Raw genomic sequence first — 14,629 nt, forward strand, 5'->3', positions numbered from 1 at the left:
GTATGAACGCGCGCAACGCGTCGGCCCAGCCCTCCTGAGTTTGGTCACTGGCTCGCGGCGTGACGGTGGGCAGTGCGCTGACCTGGGGTGTTGGGTGTTGGTGGGGTGTTTCTGAGGCACTAATTGGTCCCCTACGCTCGGGTTCGTGGCGTGGATTCGGCGGGTGCGGACGGCTTCGGGCGCGACGGCGGTGCAGATCGCCGAGTCTGTTGGCGGGCGTCGGCGGATCGTTGCTCATCTGGGTTCGGCGCGTACCGAGGCTGAGTTGGGGCTGCTGGTCTCGCGGGCCCGTGAGCTGCTCGCTGATCCGGGGCAGGGCGAGTTGGAGCTTGGCGTCGAGCCGGTCGCTGCGAGGGCGAGGCTGGTCGGCCCGGCCGGTGACGCGGCGCTGTTCGACCTCGACGGGTCGGTGGGGCGTGGGCCGGCGGCGGTCGCCGCGCCGCGGGTGGTGTCGACGGCATCGCGGGTGTTGTACGAGGTGCTGGCCTCGGTGTTCACGTCGCTGGGGTTCGACGCTGTGGGCGACAGGGTTTTCCGGGACCTGGTGATCGCGCGGATCGTGGAGCCGACCTCGATCCGCGACACCGGTCGGGTGCTGACCGATCTGGGGTGTAAGCCGGCCAGTGAGAAGACGATGCGCCGCACCCTGACCCGCGCGCACACGGGCGAATACCGCGACCAGATCGCAAAGTTGTGCTTCGCCCACGCCTCGGGCAGCGGCGACGTCAGCCTGTGTTTGTACGACGTGACCACCTTGTACTTCGAGGCGGACAAGGAGGACGACCTGCGTAGGGTCGGGTACTCCAAGGAACGGCGGGTGGACCCGCAGATCGTCGTCGGGCTGCTCGTCGACCGGTACGGGTTCCCGTTGGAGATCGGCTGCTTCGAAGGCAACAAGGCCGAGACGTTGACGTTGCTGCCCATCATTCGCCAGTTCCAGGATCGCCACCAGATCGAGGGCATGGTCATCGTCGCCGACGCCGGCATGCTCTCGGCGACCAACCTGCGCGAGCTCGACGACGCCGGCCTCGGCTTCATCGTCGGTTCACGCACCACCAAGGCGCCGATCGACCTGGAGTCCCACTACCGCTGGCACGGGACCTACTTCACCGACGGGCAGCTCATCGACACGATCACCCCCCGCACCGGCGCCAACCGCGACAACGACCCCGCCCTCAAGGCCGAACCGGTGTGGAACCCGCGAACGCACCCGTCCTCATGGCGAGCGGTGTGGGCATACTCGGCCACCCGCGCCGCCCGGGACAACAAAACCCTCAACGCCCAAGAGGCCAAAGCGCGGGCCGTCGTCGCCGGGGAGAAGACACCCCGGACCCCGAGGTTCGTCACCGTCAAAAGCGACGCCCGCACCCTCGACGAAGCGTCGCTGGCCAGAGCACGCAAGCTCGTCGGGCTCAAAGGCTACGTCACCAACATCGGCCACCAGGTGATGAACCCGAGCGAGGTGACCTCCAACTACCACGACCTGTGGCACGTCGAGCAGTCCTTCCGCATGTCCAAGACCGACCTCGCCGCCCGACCCATGTTCCACCACACCAAGGACGCCATCGAGGCGCACCTGACCATCGTCTTCACCGCCCTGGCCGTCACCCGCGAAGTCCAAACCCGCACCGGACTCGCGATCCGCAACGTCCTGCGTCAACTACGACCGCTGCGATCCGCCACTCTCGCGATCAACAACGCCACCCACACCTTCCCACCCCAGATCAACCCCGACCGGCAGACCATCATCGACGCCCTCACCACCAGCGCACCTCAGGCACTAACCGAATGACCGAACTCAGGTACTACGCGATCACTTCCCGGAGGCGCCTGAGCCGACCACGCAGCGCCTCCGGACTAATTGATCGGCCGAACGACTTCGTCGCGCTCATCTCGGCATGAGTGTGTGTCAGACGAGGTCCTCGAAGGATTCCTCTCCAGGGCGCCAGCACATCCACTTCCTATCCTTGAAGCCGGTCAACAGCGCGATCTCCGGCCCGGGGACATCACCGACGTCGGGATGCAAACAGATCGTCCCTTCGTCGAACTCGATCCGAAGGCCACGGCCCGTCTCCTCTGCTGTCGCGACAACCTGGCTCGGTATGAACGCGCGCAACGCGTCGGCCCAGCCCTCCTGCCCCGGAGCGATGAGACCGGCGGGAGTCTCCACAACGGGCAACACATCGCAGTTGAGGACCGGCATGTCTTCCGTTTGGCTGTCGAAGCGCAGTTGGACGTAGTCCATGACGAACTGGACCGAGTAAAGGCGGAAGCCGACGAGCCGACTCAGCAACGCGTTGGGTTCGTACGCACCATCACGCAGACAGCACTCGTCGTCCGGCCGGTTGGAGGCGGGATCGGGGCGGGCGGCGGTGCTGATGAGTCGCGCCGGTGGTCAGTCGGGGCGATCCGCGACAAATACCCCGAGCCCGTGTACGCCTTGAACCAGGCCCTGCGTCTGGAGCACAAGGACCGCTTGGCGGACGACGCCTGCCGAGACGCCGTGCTCGGCACGGAGTTGAGCCGTCGAGGGCAGCTTGTCCCCCGACTTGAGCTGGCCGGACGCGATCTGATCCCGAATGTGATCAGCGATCAACGCCCATTTCGGTTTGGTGGGCATGGTGGCTCCCAGGTCTGCGCCACCATTTGATCACAGTCGGCTTTACGTGACAAGTACGGTAGAGCTATCGTTGACTTTACTAGTGTTGTCTGGCGAAGTTTACGCCGATCGGCTCCCAGGTCTGCAACCAGAGGTGTTGGTCCGTTCCATCCGCAGAGAGCCCGGCTGATCGGCCCCCCGGTCGGCCGGGCGAAGCGCACCTGCCCGCATCCCTGCCCGGGAGGTAACGCACGTGGAACAGCAGCAGCCGGACAACCGGTCGACCGTGTGGCGGCGGACCGGGCCGAGCCGGCGACCCGACGAGGACTCGACGAACCCGCCACCAGCCCCGCCGACGATTCCCGTACCAGCGGACCCTGCGGCCACCCGACCGGCGGACCCGGCCGACTCGGCGGCCGTCGTCCCGTTCAGCGAGCTGGCCGCAATGGCGGCGCAGATCCTGTTCAGCCACCCGCCGCAACATGTGGCCCGCTGGGTGTGCTCCTGCGGCGAGGAGTACCCGTGCGCGTCGGTGCGCTGGGCGCTGCGCGTCAACGCCGCCGCCCTGGCCGCCGCCGAGCACCCGCCACCGCCGGCCCGGGTCAGGCCGTGACCACCACCGAGGACCACGCGTCCCTTCCGGCCGCGATCGCCGCCGGGGCCACGACCGCCGGGGCGGTGATCCGGGCCGAGCGGGCGGCGACCGTACGGCGCGGCCTGGTCCGGCCCCGGCGCGACCACCGGGAACGCCGCCAAGATCAGCACCGCCGGGGTACGGCAGTCCTCGGCGCGTACGCCCGGCCGATCCGCGACCTGGTCACCGGTCGGGTCCGCGCCTACCACGCCCGGCTGCGCCGGTTCGACGACACCGACTGGCGCGGCTACGCCCGCTTCCTCGACCTGGCATTCGCCCTCGCCGTCGGCCAGCACTTCCAACCCGGCCAGGACCGGGTACCCGTCATCCGGTTCGTGGCCGCCGCCCGGGCGACCTACCACCCGGGCGGCGCCAACCTCGACCCCAACCTGGCCGAATGCCTGATCAGCGCCGCCCTGGGCGAGCGCCGGCGGCCCCCGGTCACTCCGGCGTGCGTCGCCGCCCTGACGCTGCTGCTGGTCGCCCTGCTCCGCGAGGACGGCCGCACCGACCTGGACGGCTTCCTGCGCCTGGCCGAGGACCTCGACCGCACCGACGATCCGACGCGCGACGCACCGCTGTAGGACACAGCACGACGAACCGTCGGCTCGGAACTGGACGAGTGCGGCCGCTCACCGCTGCGCCCACCGCCCGGGTGCGAGCGGATCATTGGCAGTAGGTTGGCAGGGTGACTGGACGGTTCCCGATCGAGGACGTGTCGCCCTCGGTCGCCTGCGGCCGCTACCCGGCCAAGGCGGTCGTCGACGAGCTGGTGCCGGTGTCGGCCCGCGCCTACCGGGAGGGCCACGAGTCGCTCGGCTGCACCCTCGTCTGGCAGGGGCCGGACGGCCGGACCGGCGGACCGGTCCGGATGGCACCGGGCGAGAACGACACCTGGCAGGCAACCATCACACCGGACGCCGTCGGCGCCTGGAGCTTCACCGTCGAGGCGTTCGACGACCCCTACCTGACCTGGCACAACGCGGTCACCAAGAAGACCGCCGCCGGCCAGGGGCCGGCCGAGCTCGCCAACGACCTGGCCGCCGGCGCCGCCCTGCTCGACGAGGCGGTCGCCCTGGTCGGCAAGAAGAGCAAATCCGGGGTACGCGCAGCAGCCGCCGCCCTGCGCGACGAGACACTGCCGCTGGCCGAGCGCCTGGCCCCTGCCCTCGACCTGGCCGACCTGCTCTGGCGGCGCCCGGTGCGGCGGCTGGTCACCGCCAGCGGACCGCACCCGATCTGGGTGGACCGCAAGCGGGCGCTCTACTCCGCCTGGTACGAGTTCTTCCCCCGCTCCGAGGGCATCGACGACACCCCCGGCCGGCACGGCACCTTCGCCACCGCCACCGCCCGGCTGCCCGGCGTCGCCGCGATGGGCTTCGACGTGCTCTACCTGCCGCCGATCCACCCGATCGGGCGGGTCAACCGCAAGGGCCGCAACAACACGCTTGTCGCCGAACCCGACGACGTCGGCTCGCCGTGGGCGATCGGCGCGGCCGAGGGCGGCCACGACGCCATCCACCCCGACCTCGGTACGCCGGCCGACTTCCGGGCCTTCATCGCCGCCGCCGCCGACGTCGGCCTGGAGGTGGCGATGGACCTGGCGTTGCAGTGCGCGCCGGACCACCCCTGGGTCACCGCGCACCCGGAATGGCTCACCACCCGCCCCGACGGCACCATCGCGTACGCGGAGAACCCACCCAAGCGCTACCAGGACATCTACCCGCTGAACTTCGACAACGACCCGGACGGGATCCGGGCCGAGATCCTGCGGGTGGTCCGGCACTGGGTCGGCGAGGGCATCAGGATCTTCCGGGTGGACAACCCGCACACCAAGCCGTTCGACTTCTGGCACTGGCTGATCTTCCAGATCAAGAAGACCGACCCGGACGTGCTCTTCCTCGCCGAGGCGTTCACCCGGCCGGCGATCATGCACGGGCTCGGCAAGATCGGCTTCAGTCAGTCGTACACCTATTTCACCTGGCGGACCGACGCGGCGCAGATGCGCCGGTACTGCGAGGAGCTGGTCGCCGCCGCCGACCACATGCGGCCGAACTTCTGGCCCAACACGCCGGACATCCTGCACGAGACGCTGCAGCACGGCGGGCCGCCGATGTTCGCCATCCGGGCGATCCTGGCCAGCCTGCTGGTCCCCTCCTGGGGCATGTACGCCGGGTACGAGCTGTTCGAGCACGTCGCCCGGCCGGGCGCCGAGGAGTACCTGGACAACGAGAAGTACCAGATCCGGCACCGGGACTGGGCGGCCGCCGAGGCGCAGGGGCGCTCGCTGGCGCCGTTCATCGCCCGGCTGAACGCGATCCGGCGGGAGAACCCGGCCCTGCACTGGCTGCGCAACCTGCGGTTCCACGACATCGACAACCCGGCCCTGCTCTGCTGGTCCAAGCGCGACCCGGTCACCGGCAACACCGTCCTGGTGGTCTGCACCTTCGACCCGACGAACGTGCAGTGGGGCAACACCACCCTGGACATGCCCGCGCTCGGGCTCGACTGGCCCGACCGGTTCACCGTCACCGACCTGCTCTCCGGCGCCAGCTACGACTGGGGCCAGCACAACGCGGTCCGGCTCGACCCGCTACTCGGCCCGGCCCACGTCTTCACGGTGCACGCACACGGCCGCCCACCCCAGGCGGACGGCGACGCCGAGCCCGGCTCAGAAGGTCCAGCACGCGGCGACGCCGCACCCCGATCAGAAGGTCCGACGCGCGGCGACGCCGCGCCCCGCGCAGAAGGTGACCAATGGACGAGCTGATCGCCGGCCAGGTGCACGACCCGCACGCCGTGCTCGGCGCGCATCCGGGCGACGGCGGCACCGTGATCCGCACCCTGCGGCGTGGTGCCGACAAGGTCACCGCGCTGGTCGGCGACGACCGGCATCCGATGCACCGGGTCCACGACGACGGCGTCTTCGAGGTGACCGTGCCCGGCCAGGTGCACGACTACCGGGTCGAGGTGGACGGCGAGACGCACGACGACCCGTACCGGCACCTGCCGACGCTCGGCGAGATGGACCTGCACCTGATCGCCGAGGGGCGGCACGAGCGCCTCTGGGAGGCGCTCGGCGCGCGGCCGCGTACCGGTGGGGTGGCTTTTTCGGTCTGGGCGCCGAACGCCCGGGGGGTCCGGGTGGTCGGCGACTTCACCGGCTGGGGCGCGCACGACGGCTGGCCGATGCGGTCGCTGGGCGCCAGCGGGGTGTGGGAGCTGTACGTGCCGGGCGCCGCCGCCGGCCAGCGCTACAAGTTCCGGATTCTCGGCGCCGACGGGGTGTGGCGGGACAAAGCCGACCCGCTGGCCCGGTACGCCGAGGTGCCGCCGCGGACCGCCTCGGTGGTGCACGCCTCCAGCTATCAGTGGTCCGACGAGCAGTGGCTGGCCGCCCGCGCCCAGCGGCGGGCGCACGAGGACCCGGTGAGCGTCTACGAGGTGCACCTCGGCTCGTGGCGGCCCGGACTCGGCTACCGGGAACTGGCCGACCAGCTCACCGAGTACGTGGTCGACCTGGGCTTCACCCACGTCGAGTTCATGCCGGTGATGGAGCATCCGTTCGGCGGCTCCTGGGGCTACCAGGTCACCGGCTACTACTCCCCCACCGCCCGGTTCGGCGACCCGGACGAGTTCCGGCACCTGATCGACCGGCTGCACGGCGCCGGGATCGGAGTCCTGCTGGACTGGGTGCCGGCGCACTTCCCCCGCGACGAGTGGGCACTCGCGAGGTTCGACGGCACCCCGCTCTACGAGCACGCCGACCCGCGCCGGGGCGAACACCCCGACTGGGGCACCCTGGTCTTCGACTACGGCCGGCCCGAGGTCCGCAACTTCCTGGTCGCCAACGCGCTCTACTGGTGTGAGGAGTTCCACGTCGACGGGCTGCGGGTGGACGCCGTCGCCTCGATGCTCTACCTGGACTACTCCCGCGAACACGACCAGTGGGAGCCGAACCGGCACGGCGGACGCGAGAACCTGGAGGCGATCGGCCTGCTGCAGGAGGTCAACGCGACCGTCTACCGGCACCACCCCGGCGTGCTGATGATCGCCGAGGAGTCCACCGCCTGGTCCGGCGTCACCCGCTCCACCGACTCCGGCGGGCTCGGGTTCGGCTTCAAGTGGAACATGGGCTGGATGCACGACACCCTGTCGTACCTGGCCCGCGACCCGATCCACCGGTCCTGGCACCACGACCAGATCACCTTCTCCCTGGTGTACGCCTGGAGCGAGAACTACGTGCTGCCGATCAGCCACGACGAGGTGGTGCACGGCAAGGGCTCACTGGCCGGCAAGATGCCCGGCGACCCGTGGCGGCGGATGGCCGGGGTCCGGTCGCTGCTGGGCTACATGTGGGCGCACCCCGGCAAGCAGCTCATCTTCATGGGCTGCGAACTCGCCGACGACCGGGAGTGGAGCGAGGAGCGCGGCCTGGACTGGTATCTGCTGCACGACCCGGCGCGGGCCGGCGTGCAGCGGCTGGTCCGCGACCTGAACCGGCTCTACCGGGACAACCCGGCGCTGTGGACCCAGGACACCAGCCCCAACGGGTTCCGCTGGATCGTCGCCGACGACTCGGCGAACAACACCCTGGCGTTCGTGCGGATCGGGCTCGACGGGTCGCCGCTGGTCTGCGTGGTCAACTTCTCCGCGGTGCCGCACGACGACTACCGGATCGGGCTGCCCCGGGCCGGCACCTGGACCGAGCTGCTCAACACCGACTCCGCCCACTACGGCGGGTCGGGGGTGGGCAATCTCGGGGCGGTCCACGCCGACCACACGCCCTGGCACGGGCTGCCGGCCTCGGTGGCGCTCCGGCTGCCGCCGCTCGGCGTCCTCTGGCTCCGCCCGGCCGGGCCGGCCTGACGCCGGGCCGACGCCGGGCGTCGCTTGACCGCCGGCGCTAGCCTGCCCGATGGGGAGGCGTAACCGTGGAGATCAGCCTGGCCGAATGGACCGTCGCCGGACGCCGGTTGACCGCAGCCGCGGGCAGCGTCGTCGGCCGTCGGTACCGCGCCAACTACGACGTGTTCCACCTGGACGCCGCGCGACCACTCGCGGTGGTGGCGGACGGGATGGGCGACGGTCCGGGAAGTACGGCCGCCGGACGTACGGCGATGGACGTCTTCGTCCGGCACGCCGCGTCGGCCCAGGATGCGGGCGCCCTACGCGGTGCGGTGGCCGAGGTTCAGCGGGCGGTGATCGCGGCGGGCCGCGAGCTGTCCGACCTGACCGGGTGCACGCTCACCGCCTTCGTCGGTGATTCCTCGGCCGGCGCCGCCTGGCTGGTGCAGCTCGGCGACTCGCGGGCGTACCGGCTGCGCGACGGACTGCTTGAGCTGCTTACGGTCGATCACACCGCCGCCTGGCTCGGGGTGCTGAACGGTTGGTACGCGCCGGATTCCCCACCGGGCCGGGCCGCCCGCTACCGGCTGACCCGCTACGCCGGACATCCCGGCGCGCCGGAGCCCGACCTGCTCAACGTCAGCCTGCGCCCCGGCGACCGGTTCCTGCTCTGCACGGACGGCGTCGCCGACCAGGTCGGCTACGACCGCATCAGCCAGGTCGTCGCGGGCGAGGCGAACCCCGGCGCGGCGGTGCGGACGCTGCTGACCGACACCCTGGTGACCGGGGACGACAACGCGACCGCGGTGCTCCTCAACGTCGGGTGAGCCGTACGTCCGCGTCGGTGACGACGCCTTCGTCGAGGCTCGACACCTCGACGCGCAGCAGAGCGCCTTCGCGGTGCTCGTCGGTGACCTCGCGCAACAGCGTGTACGGTCCGGCGACCAGCCGCCGCAGTCGGCTGCGCAGACCCTCCCCACCGGACAGCTGGGTCGTGTACTCGACCGCGTCGCGCCCCAGCACCTTGCCGCGTCCGGTCTGGCGCAGGCTGGCCACGTCACCGCTGAGCACCAGCTCGGCCAGGGGAAGCAGCGACCCGGTGTCAAGCGTCAGCGACGTGCCCTCCTCGATCACGGTGCCGTGCCGGGCGGCGCGGTCGCCGTACACGTCGGTCACGCCGGACAGCCGGGTCCGGGTGTCCATGAACTCCTCCTTCGTACGCGGTTCCCGGCCGAAACCGCGTGGCGAGGTCGCCAACGCGAGCAGGTCGCCCACCGGGAGCCCGGACTCGTCGCGGACGTGGAAGCGGCTGCCCAGCCACCAGATCGTGGCCGGCGCCTTGATGGTGGCGGCGCCGGGCAGCTCGCGGGTGATGACGATGCCGGTGCGTACGTTGAGTTCGACGGCCATGTCCGGTCCTTTCTCGTTCGTGACGCTCAGGAGGACCGCAGCAGGCCGGTGCGCTCGACGACGGCTTTGAAATACTTGCGGGTCACCACGTGTACGTGGGCATTGTCCGGTACCCGGTGGTTCCGCTGGAGCCATTTGCGGTGGTGATCGCCCATGCCTGCGTACCGCACGCCTCGCGCGGCGGCGTTCTCGACCGCCTTCGCGAAGTACAGGTTGCGCCACAGCGCGAACATCCTCTGCTGTTCCTCGACCGTTCCCGTCGGCATCTCCTTCAGGACCTGCTGTTCCTCGCCGGTGATCCCCGGGTCGGTGTGGGCGCGTTCGATCATCACCGGCACGTACGCCTGGCAGAGCTCCAGCAGGGGTGCGTACTTGTCCGCATGGATGTCCAGGACCAACGGGTCGCCGAGGAAACCGTCCACGGGCAGACCCGTGATGAACGGTTCGAGGATGGCGCGGTGGGTGTTGACGGCCTGGACCAGCAAGGTCTCGGCACCGGTCTTGGCATGGCCGGCGAGGTCCTTCGCCCAGCCCCAGCCGATCTTGATGTACCGCTGGTCCGGCTGGCCCCAGTAACGGCCCTCCCCGGAGGTCATCTCTTTCATGTCGGCCGTCTTGTCGAAGAACGGCACGAGTTCGGCGACCGTGTCGGCGATCTTCGGGAGCAGGGATTCCCCGCCCACCAGGGTCAGCTCACCGAGCAGGTCGACGCCGAACTGGCTCAGCAGAGCGGTGTTCTCGACCAGGTACGCCTTCTTGAACTCGCTCTCCGCGGCTAGGACATCGGTGGCGAACTGCTCGTAGATGAACCTGTTCGACCGTACCGCCGCGACGGTCTGCTCCAGGGAAAGATAGTCGTGTTCCTCACCGACGATGTTCAGACCCGCCTGGTCGAACCGCACCCAGGTGCCGGGCTCGGCCGGTCCGGGAAGGTTGCCGATGTGATCGGTCGTCCGCGCCGCGAAGGCGCGCGCCTCGTCCCAGTCGACGAACTCGCGCACCACATCATCGTCGACATAGGGCTTCGTCGCCTGGGCGTCGGTGAGAACCTCGTCGATCTTCTTTCCCTCTACCCACAGCATCGGAAATCCCTCCTGTTTGGACCGGAGCCTAGCGACGGTGGCGCCGACTCAGAGACGGCTCCCTGACAGGTAACCTGTCCGAACCCGGCAGCGGCCTCGTGCCGGCGTCTTCGACACGGGGGGGGTCGGGGTGTGGTTGGCCAACCTGCCCGACGGCAACCTGGCGCTGTACCGGGCCAACGGCACCGTGACCTGGTCGACCCGTACCACCGGCACCGGCTCCTCGACGTTGTGGCTGCAGGAGGATGGCAACCTCGTGCTCTACCGGGACCGCGACGGCGCGCCGATCTGGGCCACCGGCACCGCGTAGGTGGGCAACTGCCGAATTTACCCTGTACGCTGTACGGGATAAGCCGGCCGCGATCCACTGGAGCCCCGCATGAAGATCACCTCGTCCGCCGTCTCCCTCAACGTCGAGGACGTCGCCGCGTCCAGCGACTTCCTCCGTCGACACTTCGGCTTCCAGGAGGCGATGGCCGCCGACGGGTTCGCCTCCCTGACCCGCGACGACGCCGGGATGAACGTCGTCTTCCTGCGCCGCGGACTGGCCACCCTCCCCGACGACCAGCGCGACGACCACGCCCAGGGGTTGATCCTCGCCTTCGTCGTCGACGACCTGGAAGGGGAACTGGCCCGGCTGCAGTCCGAGGGGGTGACCATCACCATGCCGTTGACCAGCGAGGAATGGGGTGAGCGCGCCTTCCAGGTACGCGACCCCAACGGCGTGATCATCCAGCTCGTCGACTGGAACGGCTGACCACCGCCACCCGCCGGTCAGCCGGCGGTCAGGTCCTTGCGCATCTGCTGGGTGACGACCGCGTAGCCCGACCCGGCGTAGAGGGCGATCGCGGTCTGGTTGTCGCCGAAGACGTTCAGTTCGAGCGCGGAGATTCCCCGTTCCCGGACGGCGGCCTCGGCCGCGGCCAGCAGCGCCCGCCCGTAGCCGCGTCCCCGGTGCTCGGCCCGGACCTCGATGTCGTAGAGAAAGGCGCAGTCGACGGTGCCGCGCGGGTGCGTCAGCCCGATCCACAGGCGCCCGACCGGCGTGCCGTCCGGGCGCTCTGCGATGAGCAGCAGCGACCCGTCGGTCGCCAACCCCTCGGGCAGCAGGGTGTCGTTGCCCTGCCGGGCCAGCTCCAGTGCCCGCTCCGGCTGCCAGGTGCCGGCCGCGACCTGCGAGTCCGCGAACCGCCGGTCGATCTCGGAACGCCACCGCTCGTACTCGACCTTGGTCATGCTCCGCACGGACAGCTCCACCATGCGGAGATCATGACAGGTAAGGGTCAGGGGCGGCGGCAGCCGGGCGGGTCGTCGGGGCGGGCGCGGCCGCAGAAGTAGATCTCCCGGGGCTGGACGGAGACGTCCGGCACGCTGCCGACGTACATCAGGGACAGTCGCTTCTGCACCGGTTCGCCGGTGTCGACGGAGAAGGTGGTCGGGCCGGTGACCCCGGGGTACGGGGCGGTCGCGTTCTGCCGGAGCACCTCGGTGAAGACGGCCACCGGGCTGACCGCGGCCGGCTCCCAGGGGCGGCCGGCGATGGCGAGCCGGCCGGCCAGCTGCTCGACCGCCTGGATCAGCATCATGGACGCGTCGTAGGCCAGCGCCACCCGCTCCCCCACCGCCGGTGAGTCGCCGGAGGTGCAGCGTGGCGGGGTGAGCAGGTCGTCGCGGCCGATCAGGTCCAGGAAGCTGCGGCGTACCTCGTCGGTCGCCGCGTCGGCGCGCAGCCGGTTGCAGGTGCCGAGCGCGGCCTTCGAGACGTACGCCACCGGCAGGTTGCCCGGCGCGTTCGCGCGGAGCTGGTGGTTTGCCATGTACCGGTTCACCGAGTCGTCGGCGACCAGGTGGGCGGGCGGGTTGTTGCCGCAGCCGCGCAGCGCCTCCAGGAACTCGTCGAACTCGGAGTACCGGCCGGCGAAGAAGAGCAGTCCCTGGTAGCCGCACTCGTGGGCCAGCGAGTCGCCGAACCGGAACTGGCTGACCGTCGCCCGCTCGCCGAATCGCTGGGTCACCCCCTCGACCAGGGTGCGCACGTAGAGGTCGTCCTCCAGCCGGGCCTCGTCGCCGGTGGTGTAGTGCAGGTGCGCGTCGGCGACGCCGAGCACGTCGGCGGCGTAGCCGGCGACCAGCGCGGCCTGGTCGGCGTTCGGGGCGACCATCTGCAGGTAGAGCCGGGAGTTGCGGTAGAGCCCGTCGGCGGAGAGGGTGGGCGCGATGGCGGGCAGCCCGATCTCGTTGAGCCGGCGCAGCGCCCGCGCGGTGCTGGTCCGGCTCTCCACCAGTCCCACCACGCCGACGACGGTCGGATCCCGCTCCGCCAGCTCGGCCAGCAGCTCCACGGTCGCCTGTGCGTGCCGCATCTGCTGGCCGCCGTTGGCGATCACGATCCGCAGCAGTGCCTGGCCGTCGGTGCTCGCGGAGGCTTTCATCCGGGCGTACTGGGCGACCGCCATCCCCTCCAGCTCCTCGCGCTCGGAGACGTAGGAGACCTCGTTCGGCCCGGTCCGCTGGCCGGTCATGATGCCGAGGTAAACCAGGGTCATCAGCGGTCGACGCCGGTCGCTGCCCGCCCAGACCCGGTCCACCTCCTGGTTCTGCCGGAAGATCCGTTCCTGTACGGCGCGCAGCGCGTCCTGCCCCGGGTCCCGGTTGAACACGTAGCCGGCGTTGTCGCTGTAGCCGATGCATTCGCCGTCGACCAGCCGGACGGCGATGTTGCCGCGCAGCGGCTGCGGCAGGCAACCCGGTCCCCACCGGCCGCCGGCCCAGACCAGGCTGCCGGCGAGCAGCGCGAGCACCAGGCCGGCCACCGTGATCCGCCGCGCCCACCACGGCGGCCGCGGCACCACCAGGTCGGTGGTGATCCGGGGCGCGACCCGGCCGCTCGGCTCGTCGTCCGCGGTGAGCAGCAGGTACCAGGCGTCCGGGCGGCGCAACCGGCGGCGCTCGGCCAGCGAGTCCCACCAGTCGTCGAGCGCCGCCTCCGCGTCGACCAGCCGGTACGCCGGCCCGCCGGTGCCGGCCGGCGGTTCGTCGGCGGCGCCGACCACCAGCAGCGGGTCAACCCGGCCGGTCTCGTTGCGTACCTCGTTCATCAGCCGCAGCAGGGTGTGGCCGGCGTTGCCGAGCTGCACGTTGTCGACCAGCATGATCGGGTACGCGGTGCGCCGCCAGCCGGCCAGCCGCAGCGGCCACCGGCCGTACGCGCGCCGCAGGTCCTCCAGGAACGCGTGTACCAGCAGCTTGTTGACCTGGTCGGGCTGTTCGCCGTTGCGCCAGCCGGTGGTCAGCCGTTCGGCGAAGCCGACGAAGGTCACCGACTGCCGGGGGGCGAGATACTGCTGGCGCATGAACCACCGGTAGTGGCGGCCGACCAGCGGCACCCGGCCGGAGACGGCGGCCCGGAAGACCACGCCGGGGACGGCCCGGCGGACCAGCCAGATCAGGAACCGGTAGAAGACCGCGAAGGCCGTCTCGGCGCCGGCGCCGCCCCGATCCGGGTCGGCCAGCCGGCGGCGGCGGTCACGCAACTGCTCGGCGAGCCGGGCCCGCCGGTGGTGCACCTCGACCCCGGGCAGCGTCTGGTCCATCAGCCACCGGGCCAGCGAGTAGTGCCGGAACTGGAACGGCTCGGCGCCGAAGGCGTCCAGCGACAGCTGGTTGTGCGCCTCGTCCAGCAGCGGCCGCACGTCACCGCCGTCGGGGTAGCGGGCCGCGTCCACGGTGACGTGGGGCACCCGCCGCCGGGGGGCGCCGGTCAGCCGGCGCAGCAGCGGTCGCAGCACGTCCGACCCGGTCGCGCCGACGACCCAGATCAGGGGCAGCCGGTGCTCGCTGCGCCGCGGCCGCCGCAGCAGCCGGGCGACCAGCGCGAGCAGTTCGGCCGCCCCGCCTGGGGTGGGGCGTACTCGGGCGAGGTGCTGCCCGCCGGCCGATGCTCCGGTCACCGGGTCCTCCCTCCGTTCGCGACACACCCAGTCTCCGGCATGTCGACCACCGCGGGGAAACCATCGGCTACCGGTCCGATCACGACACCGGTACGGGGATGACTGT

At 70.8% G+C, this 14,629-nt stretch carries 14 protein-coding genes; 8 read left to right on the forward strand and 6 right to left on the reverse strand.

Annotated features, from left to right (window positions below; all coding sequences use genetic code 11):
- Nucleotides 1-145 precede the first annotated feature (145 nt).
- Nucleotides 146-1,792 carry an IS1634 family transposase gene (locus tag O7627_RS19410; protein ID WP_278094938.1) on the forward strand — a complete coding sequence of 549 codons (1,647 nt, stop codon included), beginning with the start codon at nucleotides 146-148 and terminating at the stop codon, nucleotides 1,790-1,792.
- Between the two features lie 117 nt (nucleotides 1,793-1,909).
- On the opposite strand, the gene O7627_RS19415 is transcribed toward O7627_RS19410, so the two are convergent.
- Nucleotides 1,910-2,293 (reverse strand): hypothetical protein, encoded by a 384-nt coding sequence (locus tag O7627_RS19415; protein WP_278094939.1) that lies wholly within the window; start codon nucleotides 2,291-2,293, stop codon nucleotides 1,910-1,912.
- A 102-nt stretch (nucleotides 2,294-2,395) separates the two neighbouring features.
- Nucleotides 2,396-2,620 (reverse strand): winged helix-turn-helix domain-containing protein, encoded by a 225-nt coding sequence (locus O7627_RS19420; RefSeq protein WP_278094940.1) that lies wholly within the window; start codon nucleotides 2,618-2,620, stop codon nucleotides 2,396-2,398.
- Nucleotides 2,621-2,852: 232 nt separating this feature from the next.
- Here O7627_RS19420 and O7627_RS19425 point away from each other — a divergent pair, with 232 nt between their 5' ends.
- The 5 genes from O7627_RS19425 (at nucleotide 2,853) to O7627_RS19445 (ending at nucleotide 8,908) form a co-directional block, all read left to right on the forward strand.
- Nucleotides 2,853-3,212, forward strand: coding sequence for a hypothetical protein (locus O7627_RS19425; protein WP_278094941.1), 360 nt, complete (start codon nucleotides 2,853-2,855; stop codon nucleotides 3,210-3,212).
- Complete coding sequence (locus tag O7627_RS19430) at nucleotides 3,209-3,817, forward strand: hypothetical protein (RefSeq protein WP_278094942.1); 609 nt, start codon at nucleotides 3,209-3,211, stop codon at nucleotides 3,815-3,817. The genes O7627_RS19425 and O7627_RS19430 overlap by 4 nt, the downstream gene beginning before the upstream one ends.
- 104 nt (nucleotides 3,818-3,921) lie before the next feature.
- Complete coding sequence (locus O7627_RS19435) at nucleotides 3,922-6,003, forward strand: alpha-1,4-glucan--maltose-1-phosphate maltosyltransferase (RefSeq protein ID WP_278094943.1); 2,082 nt, start codon at nucleotides 3,922-3,924, stop codon at nucleotides 6,001-6,003.
- A complete protein-coding gene (gene glgB / locus O7627_RS19440; protein ID WP_278094944.1) occupies nucleotides 5,991-8,102 on the forward strand; it encodes a 1,4-alpha-glucan branching protein GlgB in 2,112 nt (703 codons plus the stop codon). The genes O7627_RS19435 and glgB overlap by 13 nt, the downstream gene beginning before the upstream one ends.
- A 65-nt stretch (nucleotides 8,103-8,167) precedes the next feature.
- Entirely contained in the window at nucleotides 8,168-8,908 is a 741-nt protein-coding gene (locus O7627_RS19445; protein WP_278094945.1) for a protein phosphatase 2C domain-containing protein, read from the forward strand.
- On the opposite strand, the gene O7627_RS19450 is transcribed toward O7627_RS19445, so the two are convergent.
- Together O7627_RS19450 and O7627_RS19455 are read right to left on the reverse strand one after the other, a co-directional pair.
- Entirely contained in the window at nucleotides 8,895-9,491 is a 597-nt protein-coding gene (locus O7627_RS19450) for a hypothetical protein (protein ID WP_278094946.1), read from the reverse strand. The genes O7627_RS19445 and O7627_RS19450 overlap by 14 nt on opposite strands.
- A gap of 26 nt (nucleotides 9,492-9,517) precedes the next feature.
- On the reverse strand, nucleotides 9,518-10,573 hold the full coding sequence (locus O7627_RS19455; protein ID WP_278094947.1) for a hypothetical protein: 1,056 nt from the start codon (nucleotides 10,571-10,573) through the stop codon (nucleotides 9,518-9,520).
- A gap of 130 nt (nucleotides 10,574-10,703) precedes the next feature.
- Here O7627_RS19455 and O7627_RS19460 point away from each other — a divergent pair, with 130 nt between their 5' ends.
- Nucleotides 10,704-10,883, forward strand: coding sequence for a hypothetical protein (locus O7627_RS19460; RefSeq protein ID WP_278094948.1), 180 nt, complete (start codon nucleotides 10,704-10,706; stop codon nucleotides 10,881-10,883).
- A gap of 69 nt (nucleotides 10,884-10,952) precedes the next feature.
- Nucleotides 10,953-11,330 (forward strand): VOC family protein, encoded by a 378-nt coding sequence (locus O7627_RS19465; protein WP_278094949.1) that lies wholly within the window; start codon nucleotides 10,953-10,955, stop codon nucleotides 11,328-11,330.
- A 17-nt stretch (nucleotides 11,331-11,347) separates the two neighbouring features.
- Here the strand turns inward: O7627_RS19465 and O7627_RS19470 are convergent, their stop codons facing one another.
- Nucleotides 11,348-11,833 carry a GNAT family N-acetyltransferase gene (locus O7627_RS19470; RefSeq protein WP_278094950.1) on the reverse strand — a complete coding sequence of 162 codons (486 nt, stop codon included), beginning with the start codon at nucleotides 11,831-11,833 and terminating at the stop codon, nucleotides 11,348-11,350.
- Nucleotides 11,834-11,856: 23 nt separating this feature from the next.
- The gene (locus O7627_RS19475; RefSeq protein ID WP_278094951.1) at nucleotides 11,857-14,523 is read right to left on the reverse strand and encodes a hypothetical protein; all 2,667 of its coding nucleotides are present in this window, start codon (nucleotides 14,521-14,523) and stop codon (nucleotides 11,857-11,859) included.
- Between the last annotated feature and the right edge of the window lie 106 nt (nucleotides 14,524-14,629).

This window comes from Solwaraspora sp. WMMD1047, assembly GCF_029626155.1.
Taxonomy (GTDB): domain Bacteria; phylum Actinomycetota; class Actinomycetes; order Mycobacteriales; family Micromonosporaceae; genus WMMD1047.

Coding starts and splice junctions, on each gene's coding strand:
- O7627_RS19420 (WP_278094940.1), bottom strand. CDS start 2,620: ATGCCCACCAAACCGAAATGGGCGTTGATCGCTGATCACATTCGGGAT.
- glgB (WP_278094944.1), top strand. CDS start 5,991: ATGGACGAGCTGATCGCCGGCCAGGTGCACGACCCGCACGCCGTGCTC.
- O7627_RS19450 (WP_278094946.1), bottom strand. CDS start 9,491: ATGGCCGTCGAACTCAACGTACGCACCGGCATCGTCATCACCCGCGAG.
- O7627_RS19455 (WP_278094947.1), bottom strand. CDS start 10,573: ATGCTGTGGGTAGAGGGAAAGAAGATCGACGAGGTTCTCACCGACGCC.
- O7627_RS19465 (WP_278094949.1), top strand. CDS start 10,953: ATGAAGATCACCTCGTCCGCCGTCTCCCTCAACGTCGAGGACGTCGCC.
- O7627_RS19470 (WP_278094950.1), bottom strand. CDS start 11,833: ATGGTGGAGCTGTCCGTGCGGAGCATGACCAAGGTCGAGTACGAGCGG.